This window comes from Micromonospora sp. NBC_00898, assembly GCF_045207895.1.
Classification (GTDB): Bacteria; Actinomycetota; Actinomycetes; order Mycobacteriales; family Micromonosporaceae; genus Micromonospora.
Genome location: NZ_CP108775.1, coordinates 5,818,886 through 5,834,635 on the forward strand (window position 1 = coordinate 5,818,886; position 15,750 = coordinate 5,834,635).

The window sequence follows — 15,750 nt, forward strand, 5'->3', positions numbered from 1 at the left end:
TGTCAGTCGCCGTCCAGGACGACCTTGATCCAGCGCCGGTTGGCCGTCCACCCGGTGCCGAGGATGACGTCCTCCGGCCCGCGGGCGGCGATCGTGCCGTCGGCGAGCACGGTCAGATAATGGTCGCCGGTCAGCGGCCAGTCGACGTGGTAGTAGAGCCCGCCGGCCACCACGCCCACACCGTACGGGCCGGTCACCGCCAGCAGTCCGACCCCGATCGGGACCACGGACCGGGCCTGCGCCGGGTGCCCGGCCGCTCGGGCCGGCTCCCAGAACCCCGTACCCACGAGACGCCAGAGCGCGGGGAAGCCGACCCGGTCCGACCGCTCCCCGACCAGCCACACGCCGTCGTCGGGGGCGAGCACCACCCGCAGCACACCCACCTCGCCGTCGATCGCCGGCACCGGGGTGACCCGCCAGCTCCGTCCCCGGTCCCGGGAGACCGCGGCGTACGGGCGGCCGTCGCGGGCACCGGCCGCCACCAGCAGGTCGCCGTCCTGGCCGACCGTGTTCAGCCCGGGTACGGAGGGCTGGGCGGCCAGCGGCAGCAGCCGGTCGCCGTCCCACTCACCGACCAGCTCCCGCCCCTCGACGACCTGGTAGCGACCCCGCGCGGCCACCAGGACCGCCGGCTCACCACCGGTGGTGTGGGCGAAGGTGGCGCCGCCGTCGGTCGAGGTGTACCAGCCGTACGGCTCGGCGAGCAGCACCACCGCCCCCGGCACGGCGTAGAGCTGCTGGTCGGCCGCCACCGGACGGGGATGCCGCAGCATCTGCCAGGACCGTCCGCCGTCGACGGTGCCGTAGAGCAGGGCGGTGCAGCCCCGACCGGGTGGCGCTCCGTCGCAGGCGGCGAAGAGCGCGTAGCCGTGCGCGGCGTCGGCGAACTCGACGTACGGCCGGTCGTACCGCGGCGGGACGGCGACCCGGACCTGCCGTACCTCGTCGAAGCCGACGGCGCGGAGCGGCCCCGGCGCGGTCGGGGCCGGCCGGGGCGACGCGGACGCCCGGTGCGGCGGAGGCCGCCGGACGTCGCCGATCGAGCAGGCGGCGAGGACCGGCACCAGCAGCGCCGCGACCGCCGGGAGAAACCTGTGACCGATCATCGCCCTCCTCCGCCCGGTAGCGTTGCCGAGGTGCGAGTACGTGTCGAACAGACTGCCTTACCGGGGATCGGCGTACGTCACGATCTGGTGACGGAATCGGGCCGCCGGCTGGGGGTGGTCTCCCACCGCAACGGCCGGCGTGACCTCGTCCTGTACGACCCGGACGACCCGGACGCCTGCCAGGCCGACATCCCGCTCACCGACGACGAGGCGGAGGCGCTCGCCGACATCCTCGGCGCGTCGCTGATGCTCGGCCAGCTCTCCGGGCTGCGCGAGCAGGCCGCCGGGCTGCTCACCGAGCAGGTCGCCATCCCGGCCGGCTCGAAGTACGTCAACAAGCGGCTCGGCGACACCAGGGCGCGCACCCGCACCGGCGCCTCCATCGTGGCGGTGCTGCGCGACGGCGAGGTCATCGTCTCGCCCGATCCCACCTTCCGCTTCGCGGCCGGTGACGTGGTGGTCGTGGTCGGCACCCGGCAGGGTCTCGACGGGGTGACCGCCATCCTCGCCGACGACGACCCGGACGGCTGAGGCGGATGCACGAAACCACAACACTGCTCGTCGAGGTCGGCGCGCTGCTGCTCCTGCTCGGCCTCCTCGGCCGGCTCAGCCGCCGGTTCGGCGTCTCCCCGATCCCGCTCTACCTGCTCGCCGGTCTCGCCTTCGGCCACGGCGGCCTGCTGCCGCTGAACGCCAGCGAGGAGTTCTTCGCCGTCGGCGCGGAGATCGGCGTGATCCTGCTGCTGGTCATGCTCGGCCTGGAATACAGCGCCAACGAACTGGTCGGCAACCTCCGCTCGGCGGCCCCGGCCGGCCTGATCGACGCGGTCCTCAACGCCCTGCCCGGCTTCGCGTTCGCGCTGCTGCTCGGCTGGGGCTGGGTGGCCGCGGTGGTGCTCGCCGGCGTCACCTGGGTCTCCTCGTCCGGGGTGATCGCCAAGGTCCTCGGCGACCTCGGCCGGGTCGGTAACCGGGAGACCCCGGTGATCCTCTCCGTGCTGGTGATCGAGGACCTGGCCATGGCGCTCTACCTGCCGCTGGTCACCGCGCTGCTCGCCGGCGTCGGCCTGGTCAAGGGCGGGGTGGCGCTGGCCGTCGCGGTGCTCACCGTGGTGGCCGTGCTGGCGGTCGCCATCCGGTACGGCCACCTGATCTCCGCGGCGCTCTCCGCCAAGGATCCGGAGGCGCTGCTGCTCGGGGTGCTGGGCCTGACCCTGCTGGTCGCCGGCGCCGCCGCCAAGCTCCAGGTTTCCGCGGCGGTCGGCGCGTTCCTGGTCGGCATCGCGCTCTCCGGCCCGGTGGCGCACCACGCCACCGAGCTGCTCTCCCCACTGCGGGACCTCTTCGCCGCGGTCTTCTTCGTGTTCTTCGGGCTGGTCACCGACCCGCTGGACATGCCGCCGGTGCTGCTGCCGGCGCTGGCACTGGCCGTGGTGACCATGGGGACCAAGCTGCTCACCGGCTACCTGGCCGCCCGGCGGGCCGGGATCGCCGAGCCAGGTCGCTGGCGGGCCGGCTTCGCGCTCACCCCGCGCGGGGAGTTCTCCATCGTCATCGCCGGGCTGGCCGTCGCCGCCGCCCAACCGGTGGAGCCCCGGCTGGCGGCGCTCGCCACGGCGTACGTGCTGATCACCGTGGTGACCGGGCCGATGCTGGCCCGGCTGCCCGACTTCCCGTGGTTCAAGCGCTGGCTGCGCCGGCACAGTCAGGTCCGCCGGCCGGAACCGGTGCCGGCGGCCGACTGACGCCGGTCGATGCGGGCCGGGCCGGGTCGGCCGTACGGTGGACCCGGCCCGGCCGACCGTTGCCGAATCGGTCCCGGACAGGTCTTCCGCCGCCGCGCGAAAGCGCGTTACCGTGTCGCCCCAGCAGCCAGGGTCCGCGGGTGGCCGGTGCCCCCGCGAGCGAAGCGGAAGGTTGGCCGGTGAGCGTGCAGGAGTCGACGTTCCACGGCTTCGCCAACCCCGTTGATCCGTCCCCGGCGGAGCTGCGGGCCTGGGCGTACCAGCCGGATTCGGTGCCGCTGGCCTCGATGCCCCCGGACTGGGACCTGCTGGTCGCCGGCGACCAACTCGTGGCGACACTCTTCGAGCTGGCCATGGACCCGGCCTGCCCGGCCCGGCGGTTCGCCCTGCACTGCCTCTACATCTACGCGGCCGACGGCATCCGGACGAACTTCCGGGCCCACCCGAAGCGCCGCTTCCGCAAGCTGGTCGAGCAGGCCGAGCGGGCCGGCGACGAGCTGATGCGCAACTGGGCCCACAACAGCCGGGTGCTGCTGGCCCGGCCGGACCTCTTCGCCTACCACGACTGGTGCGAGGGCGGCCTGGTCCGGGAGAACCGCCGCATCGGCTGAACCCCGGCGAACGGGCCGGGACCCCCTCCACGGCATCCCGCGTCCCGGCCGCACGTCTCTGGAAAGGCGAACGGGCCGGGACCTCTTCGCGGCATCCCGCGTCCCGGCCCGCACGTCAGGACGGCGAACGGGCCGGGACCCCTTCGCGGCATCCCGCGTCCCGGCCCGCACGTCAGGACGGCGAACGGGCCGGGACCCCTTCGCGGCATCCCGCGTCCCGGCCCGCACGTCAGGACGGCGAACGGGCCGGGACCCCCCGTGGGTCCCGGCCCGCACGTCGACGGATCGTCAGCTGGTCGATCCGCCCTGCTGCCGGCGTTTCACGTCGGCCCGGCCGCGGTCTATGCCGTGGTCGACCTGGTCGGCGAAGCGCCCTTCCTTGATCTTGTCCGCGAACTTGCCTTCGGTGACCTGGTCGAACTTCTCCCGGACGTTCTCGGCCACCTTCTCGAGCCGGTCCTCCGTCTGCTGGGCCACCTGCTGGGCCACCTTCTTCGCCGATTCCGCCATGGCTCCCCCTGCCAGTTCGGAGTCCGGATTGAGCTTGTTGGACCTGATTTCAGGCTAACGACAACGGCCCGGCCCGCGCCGGGGAATTCCCCGAACTGCGAGCCGGGCCGGCGTGGACCAGGCGGTCGAGCGGCGAGTGGGTCAGCGCTCCGGGTTCCGGCGCGGACGCCAGACGACCAGCGCCGTCGAGGTGCGGTTGGTGGGCACGAGGTCCCGGCCCGGGAAGGTGGCCAGCGCCTCCAGCTCGGCGATCCGCCGGTACGCGGCGTCCAGCTCCGCCTCCAGCCGGGCCACCCGCTGCTGGGCCTGCTCCAACAGCCGCTCCAGACCGATGATCCGCTTGACCCCGGCCAGGTTGATCCCGTCGTCCTGACTGAGCCGCTGCACCTCGCGCAGCAGCACCACGTCCCGGACGCTGTAGCGGCGGCCGCCGCCGGCGGCCCGGCCCGGCTGCACCAGGCCCAGCCGGTCGTACTGGCGCAGCGTCTGCGGGTGCATCCCTGCCATCCGCGCCGCGACCGAGATCATCAGCACCTTGGCCTCGTAGGCAGGGTCACCCGAGCCGACGAACTCCCCTGACATCCCCCACTCACCTCCGCAGCACTCGACCGATCAACTGAATCGACGCACCCGCGCGTCGAGATGTTCCCGCGCGGCGGGCGGGGTCTGGTCGGCGAACGACTCCAGCGCCGCCCGCGCCTCGTCCGACAGCCTCGCCGGCACCACCACGTCGAGGGTGACCAGCAGGTCACCGGCCCGGCCGTCCTTGCGCACCACACCCTTGCCCCGGGCCCGCAGCACCCGCCCGCTCGGCGTACCCGGCGGCACCCGCAGGGTCACCGTGCCGTCGAGGGTCGGCACCCGCAGGTCGGTGCCGAGCACCGCCTCCGGGAAGGTGATCGGCACGGTCAGGGTCAGGTCGTCCCCGGAACGCCCGAACAGCTCGTCCGGGCGGACCTTCACCTGGACGAAGAGGTCGCCCGCCGGGCCGCCCCGCTCGCCGGGCTCGCCCCGGCCGGCCAGCCGGATCCGCTGGCCGTCGGCCACCCCGGCGGGGAAGCGGACATTCAGCGTGCGGGTCTTGGTGACCCCGCCGGTGCCGTGGCACTCCGGGCACTTCTCCTCGACGACCGTGCCCACGCCCTGGCAGTTGCGGCACGGCTCGGAGAAGCTGAACGACCCCTGGTTGCGGGTGGTCACCCCGGCACCGTGGCAGACCGGGCAGGCCACCGGCTGGGTGCCCGGCTTCGCGCCGTTGCCGTGGCAGGTGTCGCAGACGCCGGGCGCACGCAGCGACAGCGGCAGGGTCACCCCGCGTACCGCGTCGTCGAAGTCCAGCGCGACCTCGGTCTCGACGTCCCGGCCGCGAGCCGGGCCGCGGGGGCGGGCCGGACCGCCGGCGCCGGCGCCGGCGCCACCGGAGAAGATCGTGCTGAACAGGTCGGTGAAGCCCCCGCCACCGAAGCGGGTGTCAGCGCCGCCGGCCGCGCCGCCGCCGAACAGGTCGGAGACGTCGAACGGCATCCCGCCGGGCTGGCCCCCACCCCGGGCGTTGCGGCGGAACGCGCCCGAGCCGAAGAGCGAGCGCATCTCGTCGTACTCGCGGCGCTTCTTCTCGTCGCCGAGCACCGCGTACGCCTCGGAGACGGCCTTGAACCGCTCCTCGGCCTTCGGGTCACCGGGGTTGTGGTCCGGGTGCGACTCCCGGGCCAGCTTCCGGTACGACTTCTTGATCTCGTCCGAGGAGGCGGACTTCTCCACGCCCAGCACGGCGTAGTAGTCCTTCTCGATCCAGTCCTTGGAACTCACCGGTCCACCCCCTTCCACGGGACGTATCCCGGTCGTCCCGCCCGCCCCTGAGGGGCGGGCGGGACGGCGCGGGTCGGCACTACTCCGGGTCGGCCACCGCGACCAGCGCGGGCCGCAGCAGCCGCTCGCCGAGCTGGTAACCCCGGCGCATGACCTGCACGCAGGTCGGTTCGGTCACGTCGGCGGAGGTCTGGTGCGCCACCGCCTCGTGCCGGGTCGGGTCGAACGGGTCGCCCTGCTCGCCGAACGCGGTCAGGCCGAACTTGCCCAGCGCCGTGGTGAGCTGCTCCGCCACCGTGCCGAACGGGCCCACCAGGTCGCCGTGCTCGCGGGCCCGGTCCAGGTCGTCGAGGATCGGCAGCAGCGCGGCCAGCACCGAACCGGTCGCCTGCTCCTGGACCAGGCTGCGATCCCGGTCCACCCGCTTGCGGTAGTTGGCGTACTCCGCCGACACCCGCTGCAGGTCCCGGGTCCGCTCGTCCAGCTCGGCGCGGAGCGACTCCAGCTCGGCGCCGAGCGGCGCGGCCGGCGCGGCGGCCTCCTCGGTCGGCTGGGCCGGAGCGTCGACCACCGGCGGGCCGGAGACCTCGGCCTCGGCCTCGATCTCGTCGACGACGACCTCGGCCTCCTCGACCAGCCCCTCGGCCGGCGCGTCGGCCGCGGCGTCGGCGGCGGCCGGCTGCCCGGCGTTCTTGCTGATCTTGCGCTTGTCACGGATGACGACCCGCGGCTCCTCGCCGGCGGCCTGCCCGGCGGTCGCGGAGCCACCCGGCGCCGACCCGGTGGCGCCCGGGGCGGCGGCTCGTGGCTTCTCCGTCATGCGGCTACCTCATCCCTCTGGCCATGGGCGCGTGTCCGGGGCGGCAGGTCACTTCTTGCCGTCCTCGTCCACGATCTCGGCGTCGACCACGTCGTCGGCGCCGCCGGCCTGCGGGCCACCGGTCGCACCCGCGCCCGGCCCAGCCGCGCCCGGCTGCTCACCCTGCTCGGCCTGCTGCGAGTAGAGCAGCGAACCGGCCTGCTGGGAGACCTGCGCGAGCCGCTCGTGCGCCGCCTTGATCTTCTCGATGTCCTGGCCGCCGAGCGCGCCGCGCAGCTCACCGAGGGCCTCGTTGAGCTGCTCCCGGTTCTCGCTGGGCAGCTTGTCGCCGCTCTCGGCGAGGAACTTCTCGGTCTGCCACTGCAGGGCCTCGGCGACGTTGCGGGTCTCCGCCTCCTCGCGGCGCCGCTTGTCGTCGTCGGCGTGCTCCTCGGCGTCCCGGCGCATCCGCTCGATGTCGTCCTTCGGCAGCGAGGAGCCGCCGGTGATCGTCATCTTCTGCTCCTTGCCGGTGCCCAGGTCCTTGGCGTGCACGTTCACGATGCCGTTGGCGTCGATGTCGAACGTGACCTCGATCTGGGGCACACCGCGCGGCGCCGGCGGGAGGCCGGTCAGCTCGAAGGTGCCGAGCTTCTTGTTGTAGGCCGCGATCTCCCGCTCGCCCTGGAAGACCTGGATCAGCACCGACGGCTGGTTGTCGTCCGCCGTGGTGAAGACCTCGGAGCGCTTGGTCGGGATGGTGGTGTTGCGCTCGATCAGCTTGGTGAAGATGCCGCCCTTGGTCTCGATGCCCAGGCTCAGCGGGGTCACATCGAGCAGCAGGACGTCCTTGACCTCGCCCTTGAGCACACCGGCCTGCAGGGCGGCGCCGACGGCGACGACCTCGTCCGGGTTGACGCCCTTGTTCGGGTCGCGGCCGGTGAGCTGCTTGACCAGGTCGGTCACGGCCGGCATCCGGGTCGAGCCGCCGACCAGGATGACGTGGTCGACGTCGGAGACCTTGATCCCCGCGTCCTTCACGGCCTGCTCGAACGGGCCCTTGCAGCGGTCCAGCAGGTCCTGCGTCATCCGCTGGAACTCGGCCCGGCTGAGCGTCACGTCCAGGTGCAGCGGGCCGGCGGCACCGGCGGTGATGTACGGCAGGTTGATGTTGGTGGTGGTGGCGGCGGACAGCTCGATCTTGGCCTTCTCGGCCGCCTCGCGGAGCCGCTGGAGGGCCATCTTGTCCTGGGCCAGGTCGATGCCGTGCTCGCCCCGGAAGGTCTTCACCAGGTGGTCGATGATCCGCTGGTCCCAGTCGTCGCCACCGAGGTGGTTGTCACCGCTGGTCGACTTGACCTCGATGACGCCCTCGGCCAGCTCCAGCAGGGAGACGTCGAAGGTGCCGCCACCCAGGTCGAAGACCAGGACGGTCTGCTCCTTGGAGCCCTTGTCCAGGCCGTACGCCAGGGCGGCCGCGGTCGGCTCGTTGACGATCCGCAGCACGTTGAAGCCGGCGATCTCACCGGCCTCCTTGGTGGCCTGGCGCTGGCCGTCGTTGAAGTAGGCCGGAACGGTGATCACCGCGTCGGTGATCTGCTCGCCCAGGTACGCCTCGGCGTCCCGCTTGAGCTTCATCAGCGTCCGGGCCGAGATCTCCTGCGGGGTGTACTTCTTGCCGTCGATGTCGACGGTCCAGTTGGTGCCGATCTCCCGCTTGACCGAACGGATGGTCCGGTCCGGGTTGGTGACCGCCTGGCGCTTGGCGACCTCACCGACGAGCACCTCGCCGTTGCGGGCGAACGCGACGATCGAGGGGGTCGTCCGCGAGCCCTCAGCGTTGGCGATGACGGTGGGCTCACCGCCCTCGAGAACGCTGACGCAGGAGTTCGTCGTGCCGAGGTCGATGCCGACCGCACGTGCCATGTTCGCTTCCTCGCTTCGTAACGTCGAGCAGGTGACGGGCATCGCCCGCTGGGTTCCGGCGGGTGTCGCCGGCAGCGATCCCACCACAAGTTGAGTGAACTTGACTCAATAGTGCCACGGCCGTCGGAAACCGCAAGTCGAGTTGAGTCGACCCGACGCAACCCGACCGTTATTACCGTCCGGTTGTCTTCCCTTGCATCGGTCGGGCACGCTTTAGCGGTGACGACGCATGGCGATCCCGCCACCCATCCCGGCGCGCCCGCCGTCGCAGCCCGCACCGGCCCGCCGGACGCCGGGGAGGGTCCGCCCGGCACCACCGGGGACGGCCTGTCCGCCGCGCTCGCCGGCCTGCGGGCCGCGATCGACGCGGCCCGGTTCCCGCTGGCCCTGCCCTCGGCCGAGCCGGCCCGGCACGCCGCCGTCGGCCTCACCGACCAGCTCGACGACTATCTGCTGCCCCGCCTGGCCCGGCTCGACGCCCCGCTGCTGGTGGTCGTCGGCGGCTCCACCGGCGCCGGCAAGTCGACCCTGGTCAACAGCCTGGTCCAGGCCCGGGTCAGCGCCGCCGGTGTGCTCCGCCCCACCACCCGCTCCCCCGTGCTGGTCTGCAACCCGACCGACTCCGCCTGGTTCCGCCAGGGCGAGCTGCTGCCCGGCCTGACCCGCACCAACGAGCCGAGCGAGAACCCGGGCATCCTGCACCTGGTCACCGCGCCGGCGCTCCCCGCCGGGCTGGCCTTCCTCGACGCGCCCGACATCGACTCGGTGGTCGACGCCAACCGGGCCCTCGCCGGCCAACTCCTGGCCGCGGCCGACCTCTGGCTGTTCGTCACCACCGCCGCCCGGTACGCCGACGCCGTCCCCTGGGAGCTGCTGCGTAGCGCCCGGGCCCGCGGCGCGGTGATCGCCATGGTGCTCGACCGGGTGCCCCCGGAGGCGGCCGACGAGATCGCCGCCCACCTGTCGGAGATGCTCGCCGCCCAGGGCCTCGACGCCGCGCCGCTGTTCGTGCTGCCGGAGACCTGGGTCGACGGCCAGGGGCTGCTCCCCGACAAGGTCACCGCCCCGCTGAGCACCTGGTTCTCCCGGCTCGCCGCCGACGCCGACGCCCGGTCCGCCGTGGTCCGGCAGACCCTCGACGGGGCGCTCGCCGCCCTGCACCCCGCCGTCGACGGGCTGGCCGACGCCGCCGACGAGCAGGCGGCCGCGGCCGACGCGCTCGACGAGCGGGTCCGGGCGGCGTACCGGGGGGCGCGACGTTCCGTCGAGCAGGGGCTCTCCGACGGCCGGCTGCTCCGCGGCGAGGTGCTGGCCCGCTGGCAGGAGTTCGTCGGCACCGGCGAGTTCTTCCGCACCCTGGAGGCGCGGATCGGCCGGTTCCGGGACCGGGTGGTCGCGGCGGTGACCGGGCGTCCGGCACCCGCCGCGGAGCTGCGCAACGCCATCGAGTCGCAGTTGGTGACCCTGCTGCGCGGGGTCGCCTCCGAGGCGGCGGAGAACGCGTACACCGGGTGGAAGGCGCATCCGGCGGGAGCGGCGCTGCTCGACCCGCCGCTCGCCCACGCCTCCGACGACCTGGCCGAACGCGCCGAACGGCTGGTCCGCGACTGGCAGCGCGGGGTGCTGGACCTGGTCCGCGAGGAGGGCGGCGACCGTCGCTTCGTGGCCCGGACGGCCGCGTACGCGGTGAACGCCACCGGGCTGGCCGTGATGATCGCGGTCTTCGCCTCGACCGCCTTCATCCCGACCGGCCTGGAGGTGGCCACCGGCGCCGGCACCACGGTCGCCGCCCAGGCGGTGCTCCAGGCGATCTTCGGCGACCAGGCGGTGCGCAACCTGGCCAACAAGGCGCGGGTGGACCTGCTGGACCGGGTCGGCGCGCTGCTCGAGGAGGAAGCGACCCGCTTCCTGGACCGGACGGCCGCGGCCCGCCCGGCCGCCGAGACCGGCACCGCCCTGCGCGAGGCTGCCGGCGAGGTGGAGATGGCCCGGCACCGCAGCGGCCTGTCCCGCACCGACGGGCCGGCCCTGCCGCCGGCCGGAGCGGGTGGGGAGCGGTGAGCGCGAGGAGTGAGCTTGCGAGCCCCGCAGTCGCGAACGAAGGTTGGCTCAGATGACCAACATCGCCGGTCGGGTGCGCGAGGCGCTCCGGGGTGACCAGCGGGTCGACCCGGACGCGCTGATCGCCCGCCTGGACGCCGTGCAGCGCTTCCTCCGCGCCGTGGACGGCCAGGTGCCGGACGCGGGGCTGGTCGGCGCGCACACCGTCGTCGAGCGGGCCGGCACCCGGCTCGCCCTCTCCGGCGACCACACCGTGGTCGCCCTGGCCGGGGCCACCGGCAGCGGCAAATCCAGCCTGTTCAACGCCCTCGCCCGGCTGGAGCTCTCCCCGGTGGGCGTCCGGCGGCCGACCACCGGGGTGGCGCACGCCTGCGTCTGGGGGCCGCTGGGCGGCGCCAGCCGGCTGCTCGACTGGCTCGGCGTGCTGCCCCGGCACCGGTTCGTCCGGGAGAGCGCGCTCGACGGCGACGACGAGTCGACCCTGCACGGCCTGGTCCTGCTGGACCTGCCCGACTTCGACTCGGTGCAGCGGACCCACCGGCTGGAGGTGGACCGGCTGCTCGGCCTGGTCGATCTGGTGGTCTGGGTGGTCGACCCGCAGAAATACGCGGACCGGGTGATCCACCGCAGCTACCTGCGCGAATTCCACCGGCACCGGGACGTCACCGTGGTCGTGCTCAACCAGGCCGACCGGCTGCCCCCGGCCGAGCTGCCCCGGGTGCTGGACGACCTGCGCCGGCTGCTCGACGCCGACGGGCTGGCCGGGGTGCCGCTGCTGCCCACCGTCGCGGTCGACCCGGCCGGCATGGCCGGGCTGCGCGGGGCGCTGGAGCGTACGGTCGCCGAGCAGCAGGCGGCACTGCGCCGGCTGGCCGGCGACGTGGACACGGTGGTGGACGAGCTGGAGCCGCTGGTCGGTGTCGAGCCGCCCCGGACCGGGCCGGACGACGCGTCGGCGCGGGAGCTCACCAGGGCCCTGGCCGGCACGGCCGGGGTGCCGGCGGTGGCCGAGGCGGTCGAGGGCGCGTACCGGCACCGGGCCGGGGGGACGACCGGCTGGCCGCTGGTCAAGGGTTGGCGCCGGCTGCGGCCGGACCCGCTGCGCCGACTGCACCTGCCCGGGCCGGGCGGGGATGTCGACGCGCCCGCGGAGAGCCTGGTCGCCGCTACCTCCGTACCGGATCCGACCGCCGCGCAGCGCTCGGCGCTCAACCTGGCCATCCGTGCGGTGGCCGACCGGTCCGGCGCCGGCCTGCCGGCACCCTGGCCGGCCGCGGTGACCGCCGCGGCCCGGTCCCGGCTCGGCGACCTGCCCGACGCGCTGGACCGCGCGGTGGCCGGCACCGACCTGGGGATGGACCGACGGCCGGCCTGGTGGCGGGTGGTCGGGGGCCTCCAGTGGCTGGTCACCGCCGCCGCCCTGGCCGGGCTGGGCTGGCTCGCGCTCGGCTACGCGCTGCGGGCGCTCGGCCTGCCCGCGCTGGACTACCCGAGGGTGGGCGAGGTCCCGCTGCCGACGGTGCTGCTCCTCGGTGGCCTGCTCACCGGGCTGCTGGTGGCAGCGCTGACCCGGCCGGTGGTCCGGTGGGCGGCGCGGCGCGCCCGGCAGCGGGCGGAGCAGCGGCTCACCGGCTCGGTGGCGACGGTCGGCGAGGAGTACGTGCTCGTCCCGGTGCGGTCCGTGCTGGCCCGGTACGCGCAGGCCCGCGACGCGCTCCGGGACGCCGCCCGGCGTTGAATACCGACCGGCGACCCGGACGCCCCGATCATGGGCCCGGGTCGGCCGGTCGCGGCGAGGCGCGGCGTGCTGGCGGGTGTTCCGGCCGGGTCGGCGGCGTAGGGTCGGTGCATGGCCACGCCACAGACCCCATACGAGGCGGTGCTGCACGCCGCCCGCGACGTGACGAGGCTCGACTGCGCCCTCGACGCGGAGATGCTCGGCGCCGCGCTGCTCGGCAGCGTGTACGCCGTCGCGGAGACCGACCGGGAGACCGCCGTCCGGGAGTTCGTGACCGGCTTCCTCGCCGCCACCTCCCGCCGCCGCAGCGCCGCCGCCACCACCATTCGCGCGATCTTCGCCGCCCTGGTGCCGGACGCCGACGGCGCCGGCCGGGTCCGCCCCGGCGCGCTGACGCCCGCGTGGGCCGGTCAGCTCGGGCGGGTCCACCTCACCGGCGTCTGGTCCTACGGCGACGTGTACGGCGACCAGACCTCGTACCTCGCCACCTTCGCCTACGACGACGCCGAGGGCGGCCCGGAGCACGCCCTGGTGGCCCTGGTCGACCACAACATCGGCATCACCAAGGACGTCTTCGTCGGCGGACCGGCCGAGCGGATCCTGGAACAGGTCCGGCAGATGTGCACCGAGGACGAGCTGACCTGGTTCCGCACCGAGGAGCCGGCCCGGATGCGCGGCGAGGTGACCCGGCACCTGGCGGTCACCGACGACCTGGGTGAGCTGCCGGCGGCGGGCTCGCTCGCCACCGACCGGGCTCTGGTCGGGGCGCGGCTGGCCGTGCTGCCCGCACCGGCCCGGGCGGGTGCCGAGCCGGCCGTTCCGTCGCTCACCGACCAGGAGCGGAGCCGACTGGTCCGGGGCTTCCTCGGCTCGCCGGAGGCCGCCCGGTTCGGCCTGGGCACGGTGGCCGACGCCGAGCTGGCCTCGCTGCACTTCTGCCTGGGCCTGCTGCTCGACCACGCGCAGAGCTTCCCGGACGCCGACCCGATGCGGTGGAGCCCGACGGTGGCCGAGTTGTTCCTGCTCGACTGGGTGCACCGGCGGGCCGTGCTGGACATGGACGACGCCGCCATGCTGCCCCGGGTGCTCCGCGGCTGGGCGGCGTACGCGGCCCGGCAGCGGGGGCTCGCGGAGGCGGCGGCCCGCCGCACGGACGAGGCGATCGAGGAGATGGTTCCCGAGTTCGCCCGGCTCTACAGCACCGGCGAGCGGCGCAGCCCCGCCACCGCCGCCGTCGCCCAGTTGATGGCCGACGGCGTCGACCCCGACGACCCGGCCGCCCTCGACGCCTGGATCGAGGCCAACCGCCACCGCCTCACCGACGACCCCGCCTGAGCGTCAGTGCCCGCCGGGCGGCGGCCAGGGGGTCAGGGCTCGACGAGGGCGAGGCGGCGGGGGGCGACGTCGACGGTGAGGCGCTGCCCCCAGCTCAGCGCCAGCCGGTCGGCCTCCAGGCCGTCGGCGAAGGCGACCAGGCCGTCGGACTCGGCGACCAGTTCCAGCCGGTCGGCGCCGACGATCCGGCCGGCGGTGAGGCTCACCCCGGTGACCGGGGACGGCCACGCCTCGCGGACGTACCAGCAGAGCGCCTCCTCCTCCGGGGCGGGCGGCCGCGGCGCACCCGGACGGTCGCGCGCGATGGACGCGCACCAGCCGGTCGCCCCCGTACCGCTGCCGATCACCACCCCGGAGGAGGAGTGCCGTTCCCGCCGGGCCCGCCCGCCGTCGCCGACGGTGAGCAGGTAGCGGGCGGACTGGTGGGAGGCGTGGCCGACGTACACCTCGTTGAGACCGACCAGCTCCTGCCCGTCGTCGAGCGCGGCCCGGACCATGGCGCGGCCCCGGGTGGTCGCCGCGCCGGCGGCGACCGCCGGCAGCAGGCCGGCGAGCTGCCCGGCGGTGAACCGGACCAGCACGCCGGCGTTGCGGCCGGGCTCCGGGTCGACGCCGATCACCGGCTGCCGGTCCAGGTACTTCGCGACGTTGGCGACCAGTCCGTCCGGGCCGACCGCGACCACGACGTCCTCCGGCCCGAAGAGGAACCGGGGCAGGTCGTCGCGGTCCACCGCGCCGCGCCGCCAGTCCGCCGGCACGGCGGCGCCGACCGTGGTCAGCGCCTCCTGCAGGGCGTCGTGCCGGTCGACGACCTCGGCCAGGTCCCGGCCCCGCTCCCGTAGGTACCAGGCCGCCGCCGCGCGGGTGCCGTGCCGGGCCAGCAGCTCGTCCAGCTCGCTGCGGCGGCTCACCACGACCACCCGCGGGGCCAGGGTCGCGCTCACCGGCCGGCGCCGAGCCGGGCCAGCAGGTCGGTCACCACGTCGGGGGTGACGGTGAGCTGGCCGATCTGCGGGAGCTGGCCGGCGATCTCGCGGACCGTCAGGGCCCGCAGCACCTCCGGCGGGAGTTCGGCGTACGCGGCCAGCTTCGCCGCCTCCGCCTCGGCCTCGGCGTGGCCGACCGCGCGTACGCCGTCGGCGCGGGCCGCGGCGAGCAGCCGCTCCTTCTCGGCCGCGCCCCCGGCGAGGACGCGCTCCTTTTCCGCCTCGGCGGCGGCGAGGACGCGGGCCCGCTCGGCGGCGGCCGCGTTCGCGACCTTCTCGCGTTCCGCCTTGCCCTGCGCGGCGGCCAGCTCGGCGGCGGCGTCGAGTTCGGCCCGGCGGCGGGTGTTCGCGCCATGCTGCTCGACGAGCTGCTGCTCCCGGCGGGCCAGCTCGATCTTGTTCTGGAGCTCGTTCTCGGCGATGGACCGCTCCTGCTCGACGGCCTGGGCGCGACGGGCGTAGGTGGCCCGGTCCGCCTGGACCTGGACCGCCTCCCGGGTGGGGGTCTGGAGGGCGCGTTCCAGTTCGGGTTCGGGCCGGATCGCCACCACCCGGGCGCTGACCACGGCGACGCCGAGGTCGGTGAGGCGGGGGTCGTCGTCGAGCGCGCCGGAGACCGCCTCGCGGACCGGTGCGACGGTGGTCAGCGCCTCCGCCAGGGGCACCCGGGCGAGCAGGTCGAGGGCGGGCTGCTGGGCCAGCTCGGCGAGCAGGGTGGCCACCTGGTCGAGCGGTCGGGACCGGGCCTTGCCGGTGCGCGGGTCGACGGAGAAATCGAGGCGGCCGGCGGCCCGGGCCGGGTCGGCGACCCGGTAGGTGACGGTGGCCTGGACGGTGATGTCGGCGAAGTCGCCGGTCCGGGCGTGGAAGAGCAGCGGCAGCTCCCGGTCATCGATCGGGACCTCGCTGAGGACGGCGTTGAGCGGCCGGTACCAGAAGGACTGGCCGGTGCCCTCGCGGCGGACCTTGCCGCCCACGTGCAGCCGCACCCAGCTGGTCGGCGTCCCGCGCAGGTGGCGCAGGAACAGTCGCCTCGTCACATCGGCCATGATGGGTTCCTCCCCTTTTTCGTCCAACCGACGATAACTGTTCTGCTAGGTTATCGTCAAGGTGGTGATAAAGAG

At 74.6% G+C, this 15,750-nt stretch carries 14 protein-coding genes; 6 read left to right on the forward strand and 8 right to left on the reverse strand.

Annotated features, from left to right (window positions below; all coding sequences use genetic code 11):
* Window positions 1–2: 2 nt before the first annotated feature.
* On the reverse strand, window positions 3–1,106 hold the full coding sequence (locus OG799_RS28280) for a hypothetical protein (protein WP_406039235.1): 1,104 nt from the start codon (window positions 1,104–1,106) through the stop codon (window positions 3–5).
* Window positions 1,107–1,136: 30 nt separating this feature from the next.
* Here OG799_RS28280 and OG799_RS28285 point away from each other — a divergent pair, with 30 nt between their 5' ends.
* From OG799_RS28285 to OG799_RS28295, 3 genes are all read left to right on the forward strand, one after another.
* Entirely contained in the window at window positions 1,137–1,637 is a 501-nt protein-coding gene (locus OG799_RS28285) for a cation:proton antiporter regulatory subunit (RefSeq protein ID WP_406039237.1), read from the forward strand.
* A gap of 5 nt (window positions 1,638–1,642) precedes the next feature.
* Window positions 1,643–2,851, forward strand: a complete 1,209-nt coding sequence (locus tag OG799_RS28290; protein WP_406039239.1) for a cation:proton antiporter — start codon at window positions 1,643–1,645, stop codon at window positions 2,849–2,851.
* Between the two features lie 179 nt (window positions 2,852–3,030).
* Window positions 3,031–3,462 carry a hypothetical protein gene (locus OG799_RS28295; RefSeq protein WP_406039241.1) on the forward strand — a complete coding sequence of 144 codons (432 nt, stop codon included), beginning with the start codon at window positions 3,031–3,033 and terminating at the stop codon, window positions 3,460–3,462.
* Between the two features lie 288 nt (window positions 3,463–3,750).
* On the opposite strand, the gene OG799_RS28300 is transcribed toward OG799_RS28295, so the two are convergent.
* From OG799_RS28300 to dnaK, 5 genes are all read right to left on the reverse strand, one after another.
* On the reverse strand, window positions 3,751–3,972 hold the full coding sequence (locus OG799_RS28300) for a hypothetical protein (RefSeq protein WP_406039243.1): 222 nt from the start codon (window positions 3,970–3,972) through the stop codon (window positions 3,751–3,753).
* 141 nt (window positions 3,973–4,113) lie between these two features.
* Window positions 4,114–4,554: a heat shock protein transcriptional repressor HspR gene (locus tag OG799_RS28305; RefSeq protein WP_406039245.1), complete on the reverse strand. Its 441-nt coding sequence runs from the start codon at window positions 4,552–4,554 to the stop codon at window positions 4,114–4,116.
* A 30-nt stretch (window positions 4,555–4,584) separates the two neighbouring features.
* Window positions 4,585–5,781, reverse strand: a complete 1,197-nt coding sequence (gene dnaJ, locus OG799_RS28310) for a molecular chaperone DnaJ (RefSeq protein WP_406039247.1) — start codon at window positions 5,779–5,781, stop codon at window positions 4,585–4,587.
* A gap of 79 nt (window positions 5,782–5,860) precedes the next feature.
* Window positions 5,861–6,601 carry a nucleotide exchange factor GrpE gene (grpE, locus tag OG799_RS28315; protein ID WP_406039249.1) on the reverse strand — a complete coding sequence of 247 codons (741 nt, stop codon included), beginning with the start codon at window positions 6,599–6,601 and terminating at the stop codon, window positions 5,861–5,863.
* Between the two features lie 48 nt (window positions 6,602–6,649).
* Window positions 6,650–8,506, reverse strand: coding sequence for a molecular chaperone DnaK (dnaK, locus tag OG799_RS28320; protein WP_406039251.1), 1,857 nt, complete (start codon window positions 8,504–8,506; stop codon window positions 6,650–6,652).
* Between the two features lie 219 nt (window positions 8,507–8,725).
* Here dnaK and OG799_RS28325 point away from each other — a divergent pair, with 219 nt between their 5' ends.
* The 3 genes from OG799_RS28325 to OG799_RS28335 all read left to right on the forward strand — a co-directional run bounded on the left by OG799_RS28325 (window position 8,726) and on the right by OG799_RS28335 (window position 13,640).
* Window positions 8,726–10,567: an ABC transporter gene (locus tag OG799_RS28325; protein WP_406039253.1), complete on the forward strand. Its 1,842-nt coding sequence runs from the start codon at window positions 8,726–8,728 to the stop codon at window positions 10,565–10,567.
* A 52-nt stretch (window positions 10,568–10,619) separates the two neighbouring features.
* The gene (locus tag OG799_RS28330; RefSeq protein WP_406039255.1) at window positions 10,620–12,305 is read left to right on the forward strand and encodes a GTPase; all 1,686 of its coding nucleotides are present in this window, start codon (window positions 10,620–10,622) and stop codon (window positions 12,303–12,305) included.
* Between the two features lie 111 nt (window positions 12,306–12,416).
* The gene (locus OG799_RS28335) at window positions 12,417–13,640 is read left to right on the forward strand and encodes a hypothetical protein (protein WP_406039257.1); all 1,224 of its coding nucleotides are present in this window, start codon (window positions 12,417–12,419) and stop codon (window positions 13,638–13,640) included.
* A gap of 32 nt (window positions 13,641–13,672) precedes the next feature.
* Here the strand turns inward: OG799_RS28335 and OG799_RS28340 are convergent, their stop codons facing one another.
* A complete protein-coding gene (locus OG799_RS28340) occupies window positions 13,673–14,584 on the reverse strand; it encodes a hypothetical protein (RefSeq protein ID WP_406039259.1) in 912 nt (303 codons plus the stop codon).
* The gene (locus OG799_RS28345; RefSeq protein ID WP_406039261.1) at window positions 14,581–15,675 is read right to left on the reverse strand and encodes an SPFH domain-containing protein; all 1,095 of its coding nucleotides are present in this window, start codon (window positions 15,673–15,675) and stop codon (window positions 14,581–14,583) included. The genes OG799_RS28340 and OG799_RS28345 overlap by 4 nt, the downstream gene beginning before the upstream one ends.
* Between the last annotated feature and the right edge of the window lie 75 nt (window positions 15,676–15,750).